11 protein-coding genes and 1 other RNA gene are annotated in these 19,340 nt (G+C 62.0%); 4 read left to right on the forward strand and 8 right to left on the reverse strand.

Going from position 1 to position 19,340, the window contains the following annotated elements; genetic code table 11:
• Positions 1–40: 40 nt before the first annotated feature.
• Positions 41–2,122, reverse strand: coding sequence for a DNA polymerase III subunit gamma/tau (gene dnaX / locus J3P91_RS18290; protein ID WP_434601334.1), 2,082 nt, complete (start codon positions 2,120–2,122; stop codon positions 41–43).
• A gap of 142 nt (positions 2,123–2,264) precedes the next feature.
• On the opposite strand from dnaX, the gene J3P91_RS18295 reads away from it, so the two are divergent.
• Positions 2,265–3,026, forward strand: a complete 762-nt coding sequence (locus J3P91_RS18295) for a substrate-binding periplasmic protein (protein WP_434601335.1) — start codon at positions 2,265–2,267, stop codon at positions 3,024–3,026.
• Here J3P91_RS18295 and J3P91_RS18300 read toward each other — a convergent pair.
• Positions 2,984–4,720, reverse strand: a complete 1,737-nt coding sequence (locus tag J3P91_RS18300) for a putative bifunctional diguanylate cyclase/phosphodiesterase (protein WP_434601336.1) — start codon at positions 4,718–4,720, stop codon at positions 2,984–2,986. The genes J3P91_RS18295 and J3P91_RS18300 overlap by 43 nt on opposite strands.
• A 336-nt stretch (positions 4,721–5,056) precedes the next feature.
• Between J3P91_RS18300 and J3P91_RS18305 the strand changes: the two genes are divergently transcribed.
• Positions 5,057–5,371, forward strand: coding sequence for a helix-turn-helix domain-containing protein (locus J3P91_RS18305; RefSeq protein WP_434601337.1), 315 nt, complete (start codon positions 5,057–5,059; stop codon positions 5,369–5,371).
• Positions 5,372–5,554: 183 nt separating this feature from the next.
• Here J3P91_RS18305 and ffs read toward each other — a convergent pair.
• The 6 genes from ffs to J3P91_RS18335 form a co-directional block, all read right to left on the reverse strand.
• Positions 5,555–5,651: signal recognition particle sRNA small type (gene ffs / locus J3P91_RS18310), an RNA gene on the reverse strand.
• Positions 5,652–5,956: 305 nt separating this feature from the next.
• Entirely contained in the window at positions 5,957–7,117 is a 1,161-nt protein-coding gene (locus J3P91_RS18315; protein ID WP_434601338.1) for a zinc-binding metallopeptidase family protein, read from the reverse strand.
• A gap of 227 nt (positions 7,118–7,344) precedes the next feature.
• Complete coding sequence (gene ligA / locus J3P91_RS18320) at positions 7,345–9,702, reverse strand: NAD-dependent DNA ligase LigA (RefSeq protein ID WP_434601339.1); 2,358 nt, start codon at positions 9,700–9,702, stop codon at positions 7,345–7,347.
• Positions 9,703–9,851: 149 nt separating this feature from the next.
• On the reverse strand, positions 9,852–10,703 hold the full coding sequence (gene zipA / locus J3P91_RS18325) for a cell division protein ZipA (RefSeq protein ID WP_434572960.1): 852 nt from the start codon (positions 10,701–10,703) through the stop codon (positions 9,852–9,854).
• 257 nt (positions 10,704–10,960) lie between these two features.
• A complete protein-coding gene (gene smc, locus J3P91_RS18330) occupies positions 10,961–14,449 on the reverse strand; it encodes a chromosome segregation protein SMC (protein ID WP_434601340.1) in 3,489 nt (1,162 codons plus the stop codon).
• Between the two features lies 1 nt (position 14,450).
• Positions 14,451–15,110 (reverse strand): GntR family transcriptional regulator, encoded by a 660-nt coding sequence (locus J3P91_RS18335; protein WP_305499923.1) that lies wholly within the window; start codon positions 15,108–15,110, stop codon positions 14,451–14,453.
• 368 nt (positions 15,111–15,478) lie between these two features.
• On the opposite strand from J3P91_RS18335, the gene xdhA reads away from it, so the two are divergent.
• Entirely contained in the window at positions 15,479–16,933 is a 1,455-nt protein-coding gene (gene xdhA, locus J3P91_RS18340; protein WP_434601341.1) for a xanthine dehydrogenase small subunit, read from the forward strand.
• Positions 16,926–19,325, forward strand: coding sequence for a xanthine dehydrogenase molybdopterin binding subunit (xdhB, locus tag J3P91_RS18345; RefSeq protein ID WP_434601342.1), 2,400 nt, complete (start codon positions 16,926–16,928; stop codon positions 19,323–19,325). Before xdhA ends, xdhB begins: the two co-directional genes overlap by 8 nt.
• Positions 19,326–19,340: the final 15 nt, after the last annotated feature.

Here is a 19,340-nt window from a genome sequence, read left to right on the forward strand (position 1 = left end):
GGATAAACACAGCGCCCGGCGTTCAGGCCGGCGCTTTCAATTATGAGCTCTGGGTAACCGGGGCCTCGACAGGTTCGATAGTATCGTGACGGACCACGGCGCCGAACTGTTGCATCATCTGCTGGATGAACGGATCGTTGTGGATCGACTCCTCGGCTTCGCGCTGGCGGTCGGCACGCCGGCGGGATGCGGCCTGGGCCGGGGTTTCCTGCTCGGGCTTGATCAGCTCGATGGTCAACGTCAGGGTGCGCTGGTGATATTGGTTCAGCGCATCGTTCAGGCGACGTTGCTGGGTCGCGTTGAACAGCGCGCTGTGGGCCGGATCCAGGTGCAGCAGCCAATGGTCGCCGTCCACCGAAATCAAGGTGCAGTTGGCGGCGATGCTGCCGGTCATGCCACTGATCTGCAGCTTCGGGAACAACTCCAGCCATTGCAGCGCCAGCCCGGTGGCCGGCATTGCCGCCGGTTCCGGTTCGGGCTCCGGCGCGGGCTCGGCGGCGTGCTCGCTGGCCAGGTCGTCCAGGTAGCTGTAGGCCGAGTCCATGTCCGGCTCGATGTAGTCCTCATCCAACGGTGGCTCATCGTCCAGGTCGATGCCCGGCGTGGCGACAGTAACGTCAGCCACCGTCGGCTCAGGCATCGGCGCGGCCACCCACTCGGGTGCATCGGGCACCACGCTGTCAGGCGTGGGCATAGGCATCGGCGGCAGCTCAGGCTGCTCGGCGACGGTTTCCAGCACCGGTTCCACGGCAGGTTGCTGGACGATTTCTGGCTCGACCGGGTCATTCCAGGGCAGGTCGACAATGGCTTCGGCGACCGGCTCGGATGGCGCCTCGACAGCCGGCTCAGGCTGCGACTCGACGACAGGCTCGGGTGTAGCGACGACAGCTGTCGGCTCGGCCACGGGCGCCACCGCTGCCGGGGCAGAAGCCGCTGCCGACGCAACAACGGGCGTGGCAGCCACTGGCTTGGCGGAATCAGCTGTGGCCTGGCTGATTCCCACTGGCTTTAGCGCTTGTCTCGGCGCGTCCGGCGTATCGGCCGGCCGGAACGCGAGCATGCGCAGCAGGACCATTTCGAAGCCGCCACGCGGATCCGGGGCCAAAGGCAGGTCGCGTCGACCGATCAGGCCCATCTGGTAATAGAACTGCACGTCTTCGGCCGGCAGCGCCTGGGCCAATGCCAGTACGCGATCGCGGTCCCCGTGACCGTTATCGACACCCTCGGGCAAGGCCTGGGCGATGGCGACACGGTGCAGTACGTTGAGAATTTCCGAAAGCACGCCATTCCAGTCCGGCCCCTGCTCGGCCAGGTGACGCACCGCTTCAAGCAGCGCCTTTGCGTCACCTTCTATCAGCGCGTGCAAGACGTCGTAGACCTGGCCGTGATCGAGGGTACCGAGCATGGCGCGCACATCGGCAGCCATGACCTTGCCCTCACCAAAGGCGATCGCCTGGTCGGTCAGGCTCATGGCGTCGCGCATCGAACCATCGGCAGCGCGGCCCAGCAGCCAGAGCGCGTCGTCCTCGAAGGGTACGTTCTCGACGCCCAGGACGTGCGTCAGGTGCTCGACCACCCGTTCCGGCGTCATGTTCTTCAGAGAAAACTGCAGGCAGCGCGACAGAATCGTTGCTGGAAGTTTCTGCGGGTCGGTGGTGGCCAGGATGAACTTGACGTAGGGCGGCGGCTCTTCGAGGGTCTTGAGCAGCGCATTGAAGGAATGGCTGGAAAGCATGTGCACTTCGTCGATCAGGTAGACCTTGAAGCGCCCACGGCTCGGGGCGTATTGCACGTTGTCGAGGAGCTCGCGGGTGTCTTCGACCTTGGTGCGGCTGGCGGCGTCGATCTCGATCAGGTCGACGAAACGACCTTCGTCGATTTCCCGGCAGACCGAACAGTCGCCGCAGGGCGTCGAGGTGATACCGGTTTCACAGTTCAGGCATTTGGCAATGATCCGCGCAATGGTCGTCTTGCCCACGCCACGGGTGCCGGTAAACAGGTAGGCATGGTGCAGCCGCTGGCTGTCCAAGGCGTTGATCAGAGCCTTGAGCACATGGGTCTGGCCGACCATTTCGCGGAACGAGCGCGGACGCCATTTACGTGCAAGAACCTGATAACTCATCGAAAACCGTCGCAACGAAGGAACATAAGCGGCTAATGCTAGCGGAGCAGGGCCGAAATTGCATCCGGTGTGCTCGTCTAATCTGACTAAGCTTGAGTTGGGGCTCGGTTGTCGACGCGGTTTTGCACAGTCAGGAGAGTTTATGCGCTCAGCCATGGGGGCTTTGCTGTTGCTGGGTACAGGATGTTTCGCCGCCGAAGTGCCCTTGCGCTTCGCCATTACCGATGGCTGGGCCATGCCCATGGTACAGATCGAACGGGGCCGTCCGACCCAGGGCATTCTTCCGGACGTCATGACCAGCCTGGCAACTCAGGTCGGCATACCGGCACAGTTTCATGTCCTTGCCCGCGCGCGATTGGACAGCGCCATGGAACACGGCGAAATAGACATGCGATGTTACGTCTCGCCCGACTGGGTGAAGGATAAAGGGGGCGATTACCTTTGGAGCGTCCCGCTGTTCTTTCAGCGCGATGTGCTCGTTGGCTCGGCCAGCGCCCCCGCCCGAGTGACCCCCGCAACACTCGCCCAGCAGTCCATCGGCACAGTGCTCAGCTATCGCTACCCGACGCTGCAACCCTTGTTCGACAACGGCCATCTGCGTCGTGACGACGCGCGCAGCCAGGACCAGGTGCTGGCGAAACTGCTGGCCGGCCGCTACCGCTATGCGGTCAGCAATCAATGGGCACTGGACTGGTTCAATCAACGGCATGGCGCCGACCGGCAACTGCATGAGGTTGCCATCCTCCAGGAACAGCAACTGAGCTGTTATGTGCGCAATGATCCGGACATCCCGGCGCAACGCATTCTGCGCACCTTGCTGAAGATGAAGATGTCCGGGGAAATCGACGCGATCATCCAGCTTTATACCGGCCGCAACGAAGGGTCGCAAGCCGCCTCCCCTTGACTGCCCGGGTGGGCCTGCCACTGCGGTGGCGAGATGAAGTCCCTTACCCAGCCCGGTATCTCGTCGGCCGGCATGGGCCGGGCGATGAAGTAACCTTGGGCCACTTCGCAGCCCAGGCGTAGCAACAATTGCCCATGTTCGAGACTGTCCAGGCCTTCCGCGACCACTTGCCGGCCGAACGCCCGGGCCAGGCCGATCACTGCCTCGGTCAATGCCAGGTCGTCCCGGTCGTCGAGGATGTCGCGCACGAACGTCTTGTCGATCTTGATGGTTTGCGTGCGCAAGTGCTTGAGGTCATTGAGCGAGCAATAACCCGTACCGAAACCGCCCAGTGAAAACCCTACGCCCAAGGCTTGGCACGCTTGGAGGCAGGCACTGACATGGGCCAGATTTTCCACGGCTACCGACTCGACGATCTGCAGATCGAGCATCCGCGGCGGCACCGTCGGATGCTGTTCCAGCATGCGTTGCAGCCGCTCGACGAAATCCGCCCGCTGGAAATGCCGCGCCGAAATATTGATGCTCACCGGCCAGCCCTGCCCCGCCTGCTGCCATTGCTGAAGCAGCGTCAGGACCTGGCCCATGACCCATTCGCCGATCTCGACAATCAGGTCGGTCTCTTCAACCAGTGGCAGGAATTCGCGCGGCGGCACCAGGCCTCGTTGCGGATGCTTCCAGCGCAACAAGGCTTCGAGACCGACTACCGCGCCGTTGCGCATATTGACCTTGGGCTGGAAATGCAGCCGCAACTCATCGCCGGCGAGTGCCTGCCGCACCCGATCGACAATCTGGTAAGTGGCCCGCACTTCCTTGTCCCGGGATACGTCAAACAGATGGAAACGATTGCGGCCGCTCTGCTTGGCGACATACATCGCTTGATCGGCGTGGCGCAGCAACGTATCGGCGTCTTCGTTATCCCACGGTGACAACGTGACACCAATACTGGCGAAGACGTTGATACTCTTGCCGTCGATCGCATAGGGCAGGGAAACCGCAATCAGTACCCGGTTCAATGCGGCATGCAGTTCGTCCATTCCAAGCACATGACGCAGCACCAGTACGAACTCGTCGCCAGCCAGGCGCGCCACCACATCCTCGCCGCGCACAATGCTGCGCAGCCGCCGGGCCACTTCCACCAGCAATCGGTCACCGCTGGCATGGCCATAACCGTCGTTGACGGCCTTGAAGCCATCCAGATCGAGCATGCACACCGCCAGGGGCAGACTTTCCCCCCGCGAAAAGTCCAGGGCCTGGTCCAGCAGCTCGGACAGATAGGTGCGATTGGGCAACCCGGTCAGCACATCATGCCCGACACGCCATTGCAACGAGTGCAACAACCGGCGCTTTTCGCTGACATCGAAGCGAATCGCCAGGTAGCGCTCGATATGCCCGGTCGTTTCGTCAGCTACCGGTACCAGGGTGGTATCGACCCAATGCAGCGTGCCGTCCTTGGACCGATTGCAGATTTCACCTTTCCAGACGTTACCCAGGGCGATGGTGCGCCACATCGCAGTGAAAAATTCGCTGGGGTGCTGGCCCGAGTTGAGCAACCGGTGGTTGGACCCCAGCAGCTCATCGCGCCGGTAGCCAAACAGGGCGCAGAATTGATCGTTGACGTAGGTGATGCGCCCGCTCAAATCGGTTTCGGAAAAGATCGCGGCGGCGTCGACAGCCCTGCGGTACTTCTTATCCATCGAAGCAGTCATCCATGAGTCAGGCTCGTTTGTCGCGCGCGGTTGCACCGCCCCCGGACGGGCGAAAATCAACTAGGCTCAAATACCTTGAGAAAGCTGGAGCACGGACGCTGGCGGTGCGACCTGTATGCTCCAGGCCCCGCCTTGTGTCGCTGCAAAGAAGCGCGAGCCCCGGTCTTTTCACACACCCGGCTTCTGAAGCAGGTCACCAAATCCCCATGCCAAAGGCCGATTCTACGAAACACATCACATTTTGCAAAGCAAGGTGATGGAACGCGCGGTTGCCTAATGCGAAAATCTATCGTTAAGTTCTTGATTCTGAATGGGAATTAAGCGATGCAAATTTCAAGTCTGGGCTCGGCCATCAGACGCTACCGCAAAGTAGCGGGGCTTACTCAGGCTGAACTTGGCGAAAAGACCGGTTTTGACCCCAAAACCATCAGCCGCTTCGAGACCGGCACCTACACGCCCAGCGTCGAAGCCTTGTTCCTGCTGGCCAACGCGCTGGACGTACAGCCCAAGGCTTTTTTTGCCGACATGGGCGAGGAAGATGAACAGCGGGCATACCTGTTCAATGTCATTCACAAAGCCACTTCGAAGGATCTCGGGAAGCTGATTGCCGCGGTTGAGCAGGCGCTGGGCAAGTCTTGAGGTGGATATGAAAAAGGAGCCCAACCTGTCGTTTTTCGACGGATTGGCTCCTTTTTTCATTCGATCGTCGAGCAGACCAAAGCGTGGGACAGCCGACCGCGACGATCTATATGGATCAACAGAAAAGGCTAGGTAGTATTCGGCAAACCTTGCGAACGAAGGCCTGAGGCGTTATGGAGGCAACCCCACCAGCCACACCCCGGCACACAATGTTCCCGCTGTGGCTGCTTCCTTCCGGATCTGACCAGGTTCACGGGTAATCGTTGCGGGGGGACCGATGGGGTCACCATAACGACGCCCGCCTGACGGCGAGCCGCGCCATTGTACCTATCTGACAAGAAGTTACAACCGTTCGTGCGGGATTAAAAACTGAAGGTGGTCAAGTACTTGCCTTGGGTACAAAGCGATGAGGTCGGCACATTCGGCATGGATGCCGGCTGCACGGACGCTATCGCGAGCAAGCTCGCTCCCACAAGGGATTGGCGCCTGGACGCTGACCTACGGACACACAGCAATTACTGTGGGAGCGAGCCTGCTCGCGAAGGCGTCGGTACATTCGAGACAGGGGCAGCCCCCTTCCACGGACTACAACAGCACCTCATCCGCCCGGCCACCCTCCTCCTGGATCACCAGATGGATGAAATGCAGCTTGGTGATCACCGCCGCCGGCACGACGAACGGGTAGAAATCCGGCTGGCCCATGCTGCGCGAGAGTTCGTTGAGCATGCCGGCCAGTTCGATCCAGGCGTTGACGAATGACAGGAACGCCGCGCCGCCGGTGTGCTCGGGGTCGAACAGGGTTTCGGGGGGAAATGGCTGGTAGTCGAAATCCATTTCCCGCGCGCTCATGCCAAAGCCCAGCGCCGTATCCACCGCGTCCATCATGTGCAAGTAATGAGCCCAGGTTTCGGCCCAGTCCTCCCACGGATGCATGGTGGCGTAGGCGCTGACGTAACGGGACTGCCAATCCACCGGCGCGCCTTGCTGGTAGTGCCGCTCCAGGGCTTCGGAATAACTGGCGCGCTCGTCGCCGAACAGCTCGCGGAAAGGTTCCAGCCAATGGCTGTCGGCAATAAGGCGATCCCAGTAGTAATGACCCACCTCATGGCGAAAGTGCCCGAGCAAGGTGCGATATGGCTCGCGCATCTGCTGACGCACGTGTTCGCGGTGAGCATCGTCGGCCTCTTTGATATCGAGGGTGATGAGCCCACTGGCGTGCCCGGTCATAGGCGGCTTGCCGTCGAGGTCGACGCCGATGAAATCGAAGGCCAGGCCAATATTCTCGTCGACGGTCTTCGGAAGGACCGGCAAACCGAGGGTGATCAGTTGCGCTACCAGTCGACGCTTGGCGGTTTCGACCTTGCGCCAGCGCTCGGGATTTTCCGGGACCGACAGGTCGGGAATCGTGCGGTTCAGGCTGCAAGCGATGCACAGCGTGTCTTGCGCGTTGGCAGGCAGCAGCCAGTTACACGACGCCGGGGTATCGAGATTGGCGCAGCGACGAAACAGTCCCGCCTGCGGATCGACATCCAGGGTCCAGGTATCCGGTTGCGCGCCGGGTTGCAGGGACGAAAGGCGGCTTTGCTCCGGCTGATAGCCCAGCGCCGCCAGGCAGGCCAGGCACTGGCTGTTGCGAAAGAACAATGACTGGCCGCAGCGACACGGCCAGATCTTGCTGTTGCGTGATCGGTCGCCCAGGAACGGCGCAGCGATGCGTGAGCTCAGTTGTTCGAAGAAGCGGTACATGGCGATCTCTCCCTGGAGCCTGCAAGACTAGATCACCCTGCGTGCATGATCGTTCCCACGTTCTGGCCATGGACCACAACCCGTGGCGAGGGAGCTTGCTCCCGCTCGGCGGCGCAGCCGTCGTAAACCGGCTGATGCGCTCCACCTGGAGGGTGCGTCGTTCCGGTTGGGGCGGCTGCGCCACCCAGCGGGAGCAAGCTCCCTCGCCACAAGAGCGGGCTGCCCACTCACACTGTGATGCCATGCCCCTTCAAGAAATCGACGAAGGCTTGTTCGTCGAGCACCTTGAGCCCCAGCTCATTGGCCTTGGCCAACTTCGAACCGGCGCCCGGCCCGGCCACCACGCAATGGGTCTTTGCCGACACGGAACCGGCCACCTTGGCGCCGAGGCTTTCCAGCTTGTCCTTGGCGACGTCGCGACTCATCAATTCCAGCGAGCCGGTCAGCACCCAGGTATGCCCCGCTTCAGGCAAACCCTCGACGACTTTTTTCTCGCTCTGCCAGTGCATGCCGAAATCCCGCAGTTGCTGCTCTGCGGCCACGGCCAGCTCGCGGTTGGCAGCGTTGGCGAAGTACTCCCGCACGGCGTTGGCCTGCTTTTCCGGCAATGCCTGGCGCATGTCCAGCCAGTCGGCATTCATGACCGCTTCGAGGGAGCCGAATTTGTCCGCCAGTTTTTGCGCCCCGCCCGGTCCGACCGAAGGGATGTGCAGCTTGTCGAGGAAGCCGCCCAGGGTGGTGCTGGCGGAAAACTCGGCGCCGAGTTCGCCCTGGTCCTGAATCTCCAGGCCATGACGCAGCAAATCCTTGATGACCTGGCGATTGTGCGGATCCTCAAAAAAGCTGTGGATCTCATGAGCGACTTCCAGGCCGACATCCGGCAAGTACGTCAGCACTTGGGGCAAGGCCGCCTGCACGCGCTCCAGCGAACCGAGGGAGCGGGCCAGGACCTTGGCGGTTTCCTCGCCCACGTCTGGAATGCCGAGGGCATAGATGAAGCGCGCCAGGCTCGGCTTCTTGCTGTCGACGATAGCCGCCAGCAGGTTCCTGCTCGACAACTCGGCGAAACCTTCCAGATCGACCACTTGCTCGAACGTCAGCGCGTAGAGATCGGCTGGCGAGCCCACCAGACCTTCATCCACCAGCTGCTCGACGCTTTTTTCACCCAGGCCTTCGATGTCCATCGCCCGGCGCGAGACAAAGTGGATGATCGCCTGCTTGAGTTGCGCGCCGCAGGCCAGCCGACCGACGCAGCGGTACACCGCGCCTTCGCTGACGGTTTCGCGGCCCTTGCTGCGTTTGATCAGTTGCGTGCGCTCGACATGGGAACCGCAGACCGGACACTGTTCAGGCACCTGCACCGCCCGGGCGTTGTCCGGACGACGCTCGGTGACGACCTGCACCACCTGCGGAATGACGTCGCCGGCGCGGCGAATGATCACCGTATCGCCGATCATCAAGCCCAGCCGCGCCACTTCGTCCATGTTGTGCAGCGTGGCGTTGGCCACGGTCACGCCAGCCACCTTGACCGGCTTGAGCCGCGCCACGGGGGTGACGGCGCCGGTGCGGCCGACCTGGAACTCCACGTCCAGCAACTCGGTGAGTTCTTCGCTGGCGGGGAATTTATGTGCGATGGCCCAGCGCGGCTCCCGTGCCCGAAAACCCAGCTCGCGCTGCGAAGCGATGCTGTTGACCTTGAACACCACGCCGTCGATTTCGTAGGGCAACGAATTGCGCCGCTCACCGATGTCGCGATAGTAGTCCAGGCATTCGTCGATGCCGTGGGCCAGCTTCAGCTCGCGGCTGACGGGCATGCCCCAGGCCTTGAGCTGCTTGAGGTTGCCGATGTGGGTATCGGCGATGTCCGAGGTCACCTGGCCGATACCATAGCAGCAGAACTCCAGGGGACGGTTGGCGGTGATCCTCGAATCCAGCTGGCGCAAGCTGCCCGCCGCGGCGTTGCGCGGGTTGGCGAAAGTCTTGCCGCCCGCCTCCAGTTGCGTAGCGTTGAGCCGCTCGAAACCGGCCTTGGACATGTACACCTCGCCACGCACTTCCAACACCGGTGGCCAGCCGCTGCCCTGCAGCTTGAGAGGGATATTGCGCACGGTGCGCACGTTGACACTGATGTCCTCGCCCGTGGTTCCGTCACCGCGCGTCGCGCCGCGCACCAGCATGCCGTCCTGATACAGCAGGCTGACGGCCAGACCATCGAGTTTCGGTTCGCAGCTGTACTCCACCGCCGCGCCAGCGCCGAGCAAATCGCCCGTGGGCAAGTCCAGACCTTCCGTCACCCGGCGGTCGAACTCACGCATGGTGTTTTCATCGAAGGCATTGCCCAGGCTGAGCATCGGGATTTCATGACGCACCTGGCTGAACGCCGACAGCGCCACGCTGCCGACCCGCTGGGTCGGGGAATCGCTGGTCACCAGCTCCGGATGCTGCTCTTCCAGGGCCTTGAGTTCGTGGAACAGGCGATCGTACTCGGCGTCCGGGATGGTCGGTTCGTCAAGGACGTGGTAGCGATAGTTATGCTGGTCCAGCTCGGAGCGCAGCTCCAGGATGCGGGTTTCGACGGCGTTCATGGTGTTCTCTCATAAAGCAAAAGAGCAGCCTGGGCTGCTCATTTTTTCAAGACTTTCTGGGAGGGTTCGCCCTCCAGCGGGAGCAAGCTCCCTCGCCACAGCAAGCTCCCTCGCCACAAAAAGCCCTAGCCATAAAGACTCTGGCGACTTCAGCGCTTCTGGGTCAGTGCCCGGCGCTCGAACTCGACGATGCGCTGGCGGTAATGCTCGATGGTCTGGGCGGTCAGCACGCTGCGCTGGTCATCCTTCAATTCACCGTTGAGTTCCTGGGCCAGCTTGCGAGCCGCGGCCACCATCACATCAAAAGCCTGTTTTGGATGGCGCGGGCCTGGCAGCCCAAGGAAGAAGCTCACCGCCGGGGTACTGAAATGATCGATGTCGTCCAGATCGAACACGCCTGGCTTGACGGCGTTGGCCATGGAAAACAGCACCTCGCCATTGCCTGCCATGCTTTCGTGGCGATGGAAAATATCCATTTCGCCGAAACGCAGGCCACTTTCGAGGATGTTCTGCAGCAACGCCGGGCCCTTGAAGCCGGCTGGATCGCGGCAGATCACACTGATCACCAGCACTTCTTCAGCCTGGGCCTGGTCCTTGTCACCGTTGGAACCGGAGGCCTTGCTCTCGTCCGGGAAATCACCGTCGCGGCTGCTGAAGCCTGGACCGCCATCAAGATCCAGGTTCAGGTTCAGGTCGCCCTGGGACGGCTCGCTGTTGCGCTTGCCGCGCTTGGAGCCCGACTCACGTGGCTCGCGCGCCGGCGCGCTCATGGACGGCAGGTCGTGTTCGTCCAGCTGCGGCTCCTTGTGGGTATCCAGCACCCGGGGCGGGCCCAGCAGTTCGGCACTGTCATCTTCATCCGGCAGGTTCGACAGGCTGCGATCCAGGCGAAACTTGAGTTTCCCCTTGCCGCCGCGCATGCGACGCCAGCCGTCGAAAAGAATACCGGCAATGACAATGATGCCGATGACGATCAGCCACTCGCGCAGACCGATTTCCATGTAATCCCGTGCCTCTATAAAAATGCTGATAAATAAGGGGCTTAGCTATTTGCAAACCGCTTTAAAACGTGGCGCCAACTCTATGTTCTGAATGGCGTTTTGCCCACGCACACGAAAAATTGACATTAAACTAGCACGACCAAAGACAACTTTACACCGTCTGTCGCATTGGCTTATGCCCAATCTGTGAATTGAGTGACAAGCCAAAAGGGTAAATAGGCCTACAACGCCCTACGCAAAGCGCCTACAGACATGCTTTACGCATCAACCATCGCCATGGCCTCTTCCACATCCACCGCCACCAGTCGCGAGCAACCCGGCTCATGCATGGTGACGCCCATCAACTGATCGGCCATTTCCATGGCGATTTTGTTATGGGTGATGTAGATGAACTGCACCGTTTCAGACATTTCCTTTACCAAGCGTGCGTAACGGCCCACGTTGGCGTCGTCCAGTGGCGCATCGACTTCGTCGAGCATGCAGAACGGCGCCGGATTCAACTTGAAAATGGCAAAAACCAGGGCCAATGCGGTCAGGGCCTTTTCGCCACCGGAAAGTAAATGAATGGTGCTGTTCTTCTTGCCGGGAGGACGCGCCATGATTGTCACCCCAGTATCGAGTAGATCTTCGCCCGTCAGTTCCAAATAGGCACTGCCGCCGCCGAAAACTTTCGGGAAAAGTGCCTGCAAACCGCCGTTGATCTGATCAAAGGTATCCTTGAAGCGATTGCGGGTTTCCTTGTCGATCTTGCGAATGACGTTTTCCAAGGTCTCCAGCGCCTCCACCAGGTCATCGTTCTGGGCGTCGAGGTAGCGCTTGCGCTCGGACTGCTGCTGATACTCGTCGATGGCGGCCAGGTTGATCGCGCCCAGGCGCTGGATGCGCGCGGCAATGCGTTCGAGTTCTTCTTCGGCCTCTTTCTCGTTGGCACCTGCCACGAGGGTGGCGAGCACTCCGTTGAGGTCGTAGCCGTCCTCCAGCAACTGGTCCTGCAAGGCTTTGCGGCGGACCGTCAGGGCCTGCCATTCCATGCGCTGCTGCTCCATCTGGCCGCGAATCAGCTGGGATTGCTGCTCGGCCTGGCTGCGGCGCTTCTCCGCGTCGCGCAGTTCGCGGTCGGCGTCCTCCAGCGCGATCTGCGCGGTCTTGAGTTCTTCGTCGACGCTCATGCGTTTGTCGAGCAATTCCTCGAGTTTCAGGCGCAGCTCCTCCAGCGGCGCCTCGCCCTCCTCCAGGTTGAGGCTCAGCTGTTCGCGCTTTTCGGTGAGCCGTTCGGATTGCATTTCCAAACGCTCCAACGCCTGGCGCGTGGAATCGTACTGGGCCTGGAGCGAGCCCAGGCGCACTGCCAGCTGATGGGCATGATCCTTGTGTTGGCGCGCTTCCTGGCGCACCCGATCGAGGCGTTCGCGCAAGCTGTCACGCTGGGCCAGGAGCAATTCGCGTTGTTCGGTGTCCAGCGCCATGGCGTCGAGGGCTTCCTGCAGTTGCAGGCGCGCCTCGCCGATCTGTTCGTGCTCCAGCGCTCGCTGCTCGCCCAACTCGGCGATTTCTTCATCGAGACGGGTGCGCCGCAGGGCCAGTTGTTCAACCTTGGCCTTGCCTGCGGACAGCTGCGCCTTGAGTTCGCCCTGCTGGCGCGCCTCGTCCTGCAACAACCGGCGCAGGTGTTCGCGACCGTTTTCCTGCTGGCGCTGTTGCGCCCGCAGGTTCTGCAATTCGGTTTCCAGGGCTTCGACGCTGGCCTCGCGCTCTTCGCGCTCGGCAACCAGACGCTGGATTTCCTGGCCACGGGCGAGCATGCCGCTTTCGGCCTCGCCGGCCCGGCGCACCCGCAGGAAATGCCGGCCGAGCCAATACCCGTCACGACTGATCAGGCTCTCGCCGACGGCCAATTGACCACGCAAGGCCAGCGCCTGCTCCAGGCTATCCACGGGTTTGACCTGACCCAACCAGGGCGACAAGTCAACCTGGGCCTCGACTTTGTCCAGCAGGCTTCCAGGGATCCGCACGCCATCGCCAGCCGGACTGAGCAGGCGCAAATCGCCTTGGGCAAACCCCGAGAGATCGAAGCCGGCGAAATCGTCCACCAGCACCGCTTGCAGGTCGGCGCCCAGCACGGTTTCCACCGCCAGCTCCCAGCCCGCGTCGACTTTCAACCCCTCGGCCAGACGCGGGCGTTCGGCCAGATGTTGGTCGCGCAACCACTCGGCCGTGCCGGTGCCGGGGTCCAGCGCGGCCTGCTGCAAGGCTTCCAGCGAGGCCAGGCGGCCGTTGAGGCGCTGCAGTTCGCCCTGGGCCTGCTGCTGGTTCTGCAAGGCCAGTTGCAAGGCTTGGCGCAGTTGTTCCAGCCGCTCGACCTGGGCGTCTTCGCTGGCCTGCAAATCTTCCAGGGTCGCTTCGCTGGTGGCGAGCTGCTCGCTCAGGTCGAGGATCGCCGCGTCTTCCGGATCCGCAGCGAGCAACGCCCGCTCTTCAGCCAGGCGCCGTTGCCGTTCAGCCAAACGCTCCATGCTGGTTTCGAGCTGCTGGATGCGCGACTGCTGCACCTCGGCCTGGCGCCGCGGTTCGGCGGAGGTCAAGTTGAAACTGTCCCACTGCTCCTGCCAGCCGTGCATGGTCAGCTCGGCTTCTTCCAGGGCTGCCGCGGCCTCTTCGGCGGCGGCGCTGGTGATTTCCTGTTCCGGCACAAGACGGTCAAGCTCTTCACCAAGGGTCAGCAACAAGGTGCGGTCGTGGCCCAGGTGGGATTCGGTTTCCAGGCGCGCGCGCTCGGCTTCCTTCAAATCGTCCTGCAACTGGCGCAAACGCTGCTGGCCGTGCTGGATACTCTGTTCGACCCGGGCAATGTCGCCACCCACCGAATAGAAGCGTCCCTGCACCAGATTGAAGCGCTCGGACAGTTCGTGGTGCCCGTCGCGCAGGCGCTCGATGGCGGCATCGGCATTGCGCTGCTCGGCCACCAGTGCTTCGAAACTGACTTCCTGGTTGCCGATGATCGCCTCTCGCTGGCCGACCTGTTCGTTCAACGCCTGCCAGCGCAAGGCCGACAGCTGGGCCTTGAGCTGGCGCTCTTCGCCCTTGTATTCCTGATACTTCTTGGCGGCCTCGGCCTGGCGATGCAGTCGTTCGAGCTGACGTTCGAGCTCCTCGCGCAGGTCGGTCAGGCGCGCAAGGTTCTCGTGGGTACGGCGGATGCGGTTTTCGGTTTCCCGGCGCCGCTCCTTGTACTTGGAGATGCCGGCGGCTTCCTCGATGAAATTACGCAGGTCTTCCGGCTTGGCCTCGATCAGCTTGGAGATCATGCCCTGCTCGATGATCGAGTAGCTGCGCGGGCCCAGGCCGGTGCCGAGGAAGATGTCAGTGATGTCGCGGCGACGGCATTTGGTGCCGTTGAGGAAATAGCTGTTCTGGCTGTCGCGGGTCACTTTGCGACGAATGGAGATTTCCGCGTAGGCCGCGTATTCACCGATCAACGTGCCGTCGGAGTTATCGAACACCAGTTCGATACTGGCCTGGCTCACCGGCTTGCGACTGGTGGAGCCGTTGAAGATGACGTCGGTCATCGATTCGCCGCGCAGGTTCTTGGCCGAGCTTTCGCCCATCACCCAGCGCACGGCGTCGATGATGTTCGACTTGCCGCAGCCATTGGGCCCGACCACCGCCGCCATGTTACTGGGGAAGTTCACCGTGGTCGGGTCGACGAAGGATTTGAACCCCGCCAGCTTGATGCACTTGAGCCGCACGTCAGGCCGCCGTCAGGGCCGAAACCACCAGATCGCAACTGCGCTGGGCATAGGCCGTCAGCACGATGCGGATCTGCGGCAGATCGCGGGCCAGCACCGCAACAAGCAGGCGCTGGAACAGGTCGAGGAATTCGCTCATTTCAGCCTTGCGCTGTTCAAGTGCCAGGAAGTAGGCGCGACTCATCGCCGGTTGCAGGTTCTCGACGGTCTCTTGCAGATACGGATTGTCGGCAAACGGATAGGCCGCGCGCATCACGCTGAAGCTTTCATCGACGAAGGTGCGGATGTCCTGGCGCTCGTAAGCTTGCTGGAGGCGTTGCTGGATCGCCACGAACGGGGCCATGTCGGCCTGTTCCTTCCAGCCATGAGCCACCGCGTTGCCCAGCAGGATGTAGAGCTCGCTCATCAAGGCGCACAGGCTGCGCACCTTGTGCTCGGTAAGCTCGGTGACGTGGGCGCCACGGCGCGGCAGGATAGCGATCAGATGACGCCGCTCGAGGATCAGCAAAGCCTCGCGGACCGAGCCGCGACTGACATTGAGCGCCAGCGTGACCTTCTGCTCCTGGATGCGCTCTCCCGGTTTCATTTCGCCGCGAATGATGCGTTCGGCGAGGTAATGGGCGATTTGCTCGGCGAGGCTGTCCGGGGCCTTGAACGTCATGGTTGTCCTTCAAACTCTTCGATCTGCACAAGCGGCGCAGTGTAGCGCACTCGATACGTCATGGCGCAGGGCCTGCACCGGGTTTTTGGCACGATATAAGCAAAAACTTCAGGAGTTTGTACCGAAACAAAAAACTGTGGGAGCGAGCTTGCTCGCGATAGCGGTCTGTCAGCTTGCATCCATACTGAATGTAACGCCGTCATCGCGAGCAAGCTCGCTCCCACAGGGCTCTACAGTGTCCATAGGTCATTGTGTATCGACAAAACAGCTTTTCTTGACCTTTAAGTCAGAAAATCGTTGACCGAAAAGTCAGAACTGCTAAATTCAGCCCACGTCGATACAACAATAATGAATCTGCGAGGCCTTCCGTGATCCAGTTTTTACTCAACCAGGAACTCCGTAGCGAGCACGCCCTGGACCCGAACCTGACCGTGCTCAACTATCTGCGCGAGCATGTTGGCAAACCCGGCACCAAGGAAGGCTGCGCCAGCGGCGACTGTGGCGCATGCACCGTGGTGGTGGGCGAACTGGAAACGGACGCGAACGGTAGCGAGCGCATCCGCTACCGCAGCCTCAATTCGTGCCTGACCTTCGTCTCGTCGCTGCACGGCAAGCAACTGATCAGCGTCGAAGACCTCAAGCACAATGGCCAGTTGCACAGCGTCCAGCAGGCGATGGTCGACTGCCACGGCTCGCAATGCGGTTTCTGCACCCCGGGCTTCGTCATGTCACTGTTCGCCCTGCAAAAGAACAGCGAACAACCCGACGCCCACAAGGCCCACGAAGCCTTGGCCGGCAACCTGTGCCGCTGCACCGGCTACCGGCCGATCCTGGCGGCGGCCGACCAGGCCTGCTGCGGCAAACAACCGGACCAGTTCGACGCCCGCGAAGCCCAGACCATCGCCCGCCTGAAAGCCATCTCCCCGACCGAAACCGGCGAGCTCAACAGCGGTGACAAGCGTTGCCTGGTGCCGCTGACCGTGGCCGATCTGGCCGACCTCTACGACGCCTATCCGCAGGCGCGGCTACTGGCTGGCGGCACCGATTTGGCGTTGGAGGTCACGCAGTTTCACCGCACCCTGCCAGTGATGATCTACGTCGGTAACGTCGCCGAACTCAAGCGCATCGAGCGTTTTGAGGACCGTTTGGAGATCGGCGCCGCCACCGCGCTTTCCGATTGCTACGAGGCACTGAAAACCGAATACCCGGACTTCGGCGAATTGCTGCAGCGTTTCGCCTCGCTACAAATCCGCAACCAGGGCACATTGGGCGGCAACATCGGCAACGCCTCGCCCATCGGCGACTCCCCGCCCCTGCTGATCGCCCTCGGCGCGCAGATCGTGCTGTGCAAGGGCCAGACCCGCCGCACCCTGGCCCTGGAAGACTATTTCATCGACTACCGGGTAACTGCCCGCCAGGAAAGCGAATTCATCGAAAAGATCATCGTGCCCCGAGCCAGCGCCGAAAAGACGTTCCGCGCCTACAAGGTTTCCAAGCGCCTGGACGATGACATTTCCGCAGTGTGCGCGGCGTTCAACCTGCGTCTTGAAAACGGTCTGGTGGAGGACGCGCGTGTCGCCTTCGGCGGCATGGCCGCAACACCCAAGCGTGCCAGGCACTGTGAAGCCGCACTGATCGGCGCGCCGTGGAACGACAGTACCGTCGAACGCGCCTGCGCGGCCCTGGCCGAGGATTTCACGCCGCTGTCGGACTTCCGTGCCAGCAAGGAATACCGTCTGCTCAGCGCCCGCAACCTGCTGCGCAAATACTTCATCGAGCTGCAAACGCCGCACATCGAGACTCGGGTGACCGCTTATGTCTAACCATCACGCCGTAGAGAAGACCCAGGCCGAACTGGCCGAGCTGTTCGCTCGTGACCTGACCACGGGCGTGGGCCGCAGCGTCAAGCACGACAGCGCCGCAAAACACGTGTCCGGCGAGGCCCAGTACATCGATGATCGGCTGGAATTCCCCAACCAGTTGCACGTCTATGCCCGGCTGTCGGACCGCGCCCATGCGCGGATCCTGCGTATCGATACCACGCCCTGCTATGCCTTCGAAGGGGTGCGCATCGCCATTACCCATCAGGACATACCCGGCCTGAAGGACATTGGGCCGTTGTTGCCCGGCGACCCGCTGCTGGCGATCGATGACGTACAGTTCGTCGGCCAACCGGTACTCGCCGTGGCGGCCAGGGATCTGGAGACCGCACGCCAGGCAGCCATGGCCGCGATCATTGAATATGAAGACCTCGAACCGGTGCTGGATGTGGTCGAGGCGCTGCGCAAGCGGCACTTCGTGCTCGACAGTCACACCCACCAGCGCGGCGATTCGGCCACGGCGCTGGCCACCGCCGAACATCGCATCCAAGGCTCGCTGCACATCGGCGGCCAGGAACACTTTTACCTGGAGACCCAGATTTCCTCGGTGATGCCCACCGAAGACGGCGGCATGATCGTCTACTGCTCGACCCAGAACCCCACCGAAGTGCAGAAGTTGGTGGCCGAAGTGTTGGGCGTGTCGATGAACAAGGTCGTGGTGGACATGCGCCGCATGGGCGGCGGCTTTGGCGGCAAGGAAACCCAGGCCGCCAGTCCGGCCTGCCTGTGCGCCGTCATCGCGCACCTCACCGGCCAGCCGACCAAGATGCGCCTGCCCCGGGTGGAGGACATGCTGATGACCGGCAAGCGCCATCCTTTCTATATCGAATACGACGTTGGCTTCGACGACACCGGACGCCTGCATGGCATCGCCTTGGAACTGGCCGGCAACTGCGGTTGCTCGCCGGACCTGTCGGCCTCGATTGTCGACCGGGCGATGTTCCATGCCGACAATGCCTACTACCTGGGCGATGCGACCATCAACGGCCATCGCTGCAAGACCAACACCGCGTCGAACACCGCTTACCGTGGTTTCGGCGGGCCCCAAGGCATGGTCGCCATCGAAGAGGTGATGGATGCCATCGCCCGGCACCTGGGGCTCGACCCGCTGGCGGTGCGCAAGGCCAACTACTACGGCAAGACCGAGCGCAACGTCACGCACTACTACCAGACCGTCGAGCACAACATGCTCGAGGAAATGACCGCTGAACTGGAAGAAAGCAGCCAGTACGCCGAGCGCCGCGAAGCGATCCGCCGCTACAACGCAGGCAGCCCGATCCTCAAGAAGGGCCTGGCGCTGACGCCGGTGAAGTTCGGCATTTCCTTCACCGCCAGTTTCCTCAACCAGGCCGGGGCTCTGATCCACGTCTACACCGACGGCAGCATCCACCTGAACCACGGCGGCACGGAAATGGGCCAGGGGCTCAATACCAAAGTCGCCCAAGTGGTGGCCGAGGTGTTCCAGGTGGAAATGGACCGCGTGCAGATCACCGCGACCAATACCGACAAGGTCCCGAACACCTCGCCCACCGCCGCGTCCAGCGGCGCCGACCTGAACGGCAAGGCCGCGCAGAATGCCGCCGAAACCATCAAGCAACGCCTGGTGGAATTCGCCGCGCGGCAATACAAGGTCAGCGAAGAAGACGTGGAATTCCATAACGGTCACGTGCGGGTGCGCGATCACATCCTGACCTTCGAGGCGCTGGTACAACAGGCCTACTTCGCCCAGGTCTCGCTGTCGAGCACCGGGTTCTACAAGACCCCGAAAATCTACTACGACCGCAGCCAGGCCCGTGGCCGGCCGTTCTATTACTACGCCTTCGGCGCCGCGTGTGCCGAGGTGATCGTCGACACCCTCACCGGCGAATACAAGATGCTGCGCACCGACATCCTCCACGACGTTGGCGCCTCGCTGAACCCGGCCATCGACATCGGCCAGGTCGAGGGCGGTTTCATCCAGGGCATGGGCTGGCTGACCATGGAAGAACTGGTGTGGAACGACAAGGGCAAGCTGATGACCAATGGCCCGGCCAGCTACAAGATCCCGGCCGTGGCCGATATGCCGTTGGACCTGCGGGTGCGACTGGTGGAAAACCGCAAGAACCCCGAAGACACGGTCTTCCATTCCAAGGCCGTGGGCGAGCCGCCGTTCATGCTCGGCATCGCCGCGTGGTGCGCCATCAAGGACGCCGTGGCGAGCCTGGGGGATTATCGGCAGCAACCGAAAATCGATGCGCCGGCGACGCCGGAGCGGGTGTTGTGGGGGTGTGAGCAGATGCGTGGGTTGAGGGTGGTCAAGGCTGAGGAAGCTGAAGCCGAAGTGGCTTCGCTCTAGACCGCGGCGCGGCCA

The organism is Pseudomonas sp. Z4-7 (assembly GCF_051131965.1).
In the GTDB taxonomy this organism is placed as follows: Bacteria; Pseudomonadota; Gammaproteobacteria; order Pseudomonadales; family Pseudomonadaceae; genus Aquipseudomonas.

Coding starts and splice junctions, on each gene's coding strand:
- dnaX (WP_434601334.1), bottom strand. CDS start 2,122: ATGAGTTATCAGGTTCTTGCACGTAAATGGCGTCCGCGCTCGTTCCGC.
- J3P91_RS18295 (WP_434601335.1), top strand. CDS start 2,265: ATGCGCTCAGCCATGGGGGCTTTGCTGTTGCTGGGTACAGGATGTTTC.
- J3P91_RS18300 (WP_434601336.1), bottom strand. CDS start 4,720: ATGGATAAGAAGTACCGCAGGGCTGTCGACGCCGCCGCGATCTTTTCC.
- J3P91_RS18305 (WP_434601337.1), top strand. CDS start 5,057: ATGCAAATTTCAAGTCTGGGCTCGGCCATCAGACGCTACCGCAAAGTA.
- J3P91_RS18315 (WP_434601338.1), bottom strand. CDS start 7,117: ATGTACCGCTTCTTCGAACAACTGAGCTCACGCATCGCTGCGCCGTTC.
- ligA (WP_434601339.1), bottom strand. CDS start 9,702: ATGAACGCCGTCGAAACCCGCATCCTGGAGCTGCGCTCCGAGCTGGAC.
- zipA (WP_434572960.1), bottom strand. CDS start 10,703: ATGGAAATCGGTCTGCGCGAGTGGCTGATCGTCATCGGCATCATTGTC.
- J3P91_RS18335 (WP_305499923.1), bottom strand. CDS start 15,110: ATGACGTTCAAGGCCCCGGACAGCCTCGCCGAGCAAATCGCCCATTAC.
- xdhB (WP_434601342.1), top strand. CDS start 16,926: ATGTCTAACCATCACGCCGTAGAGAAGACCCAGGCCGAACTGGCCGAG.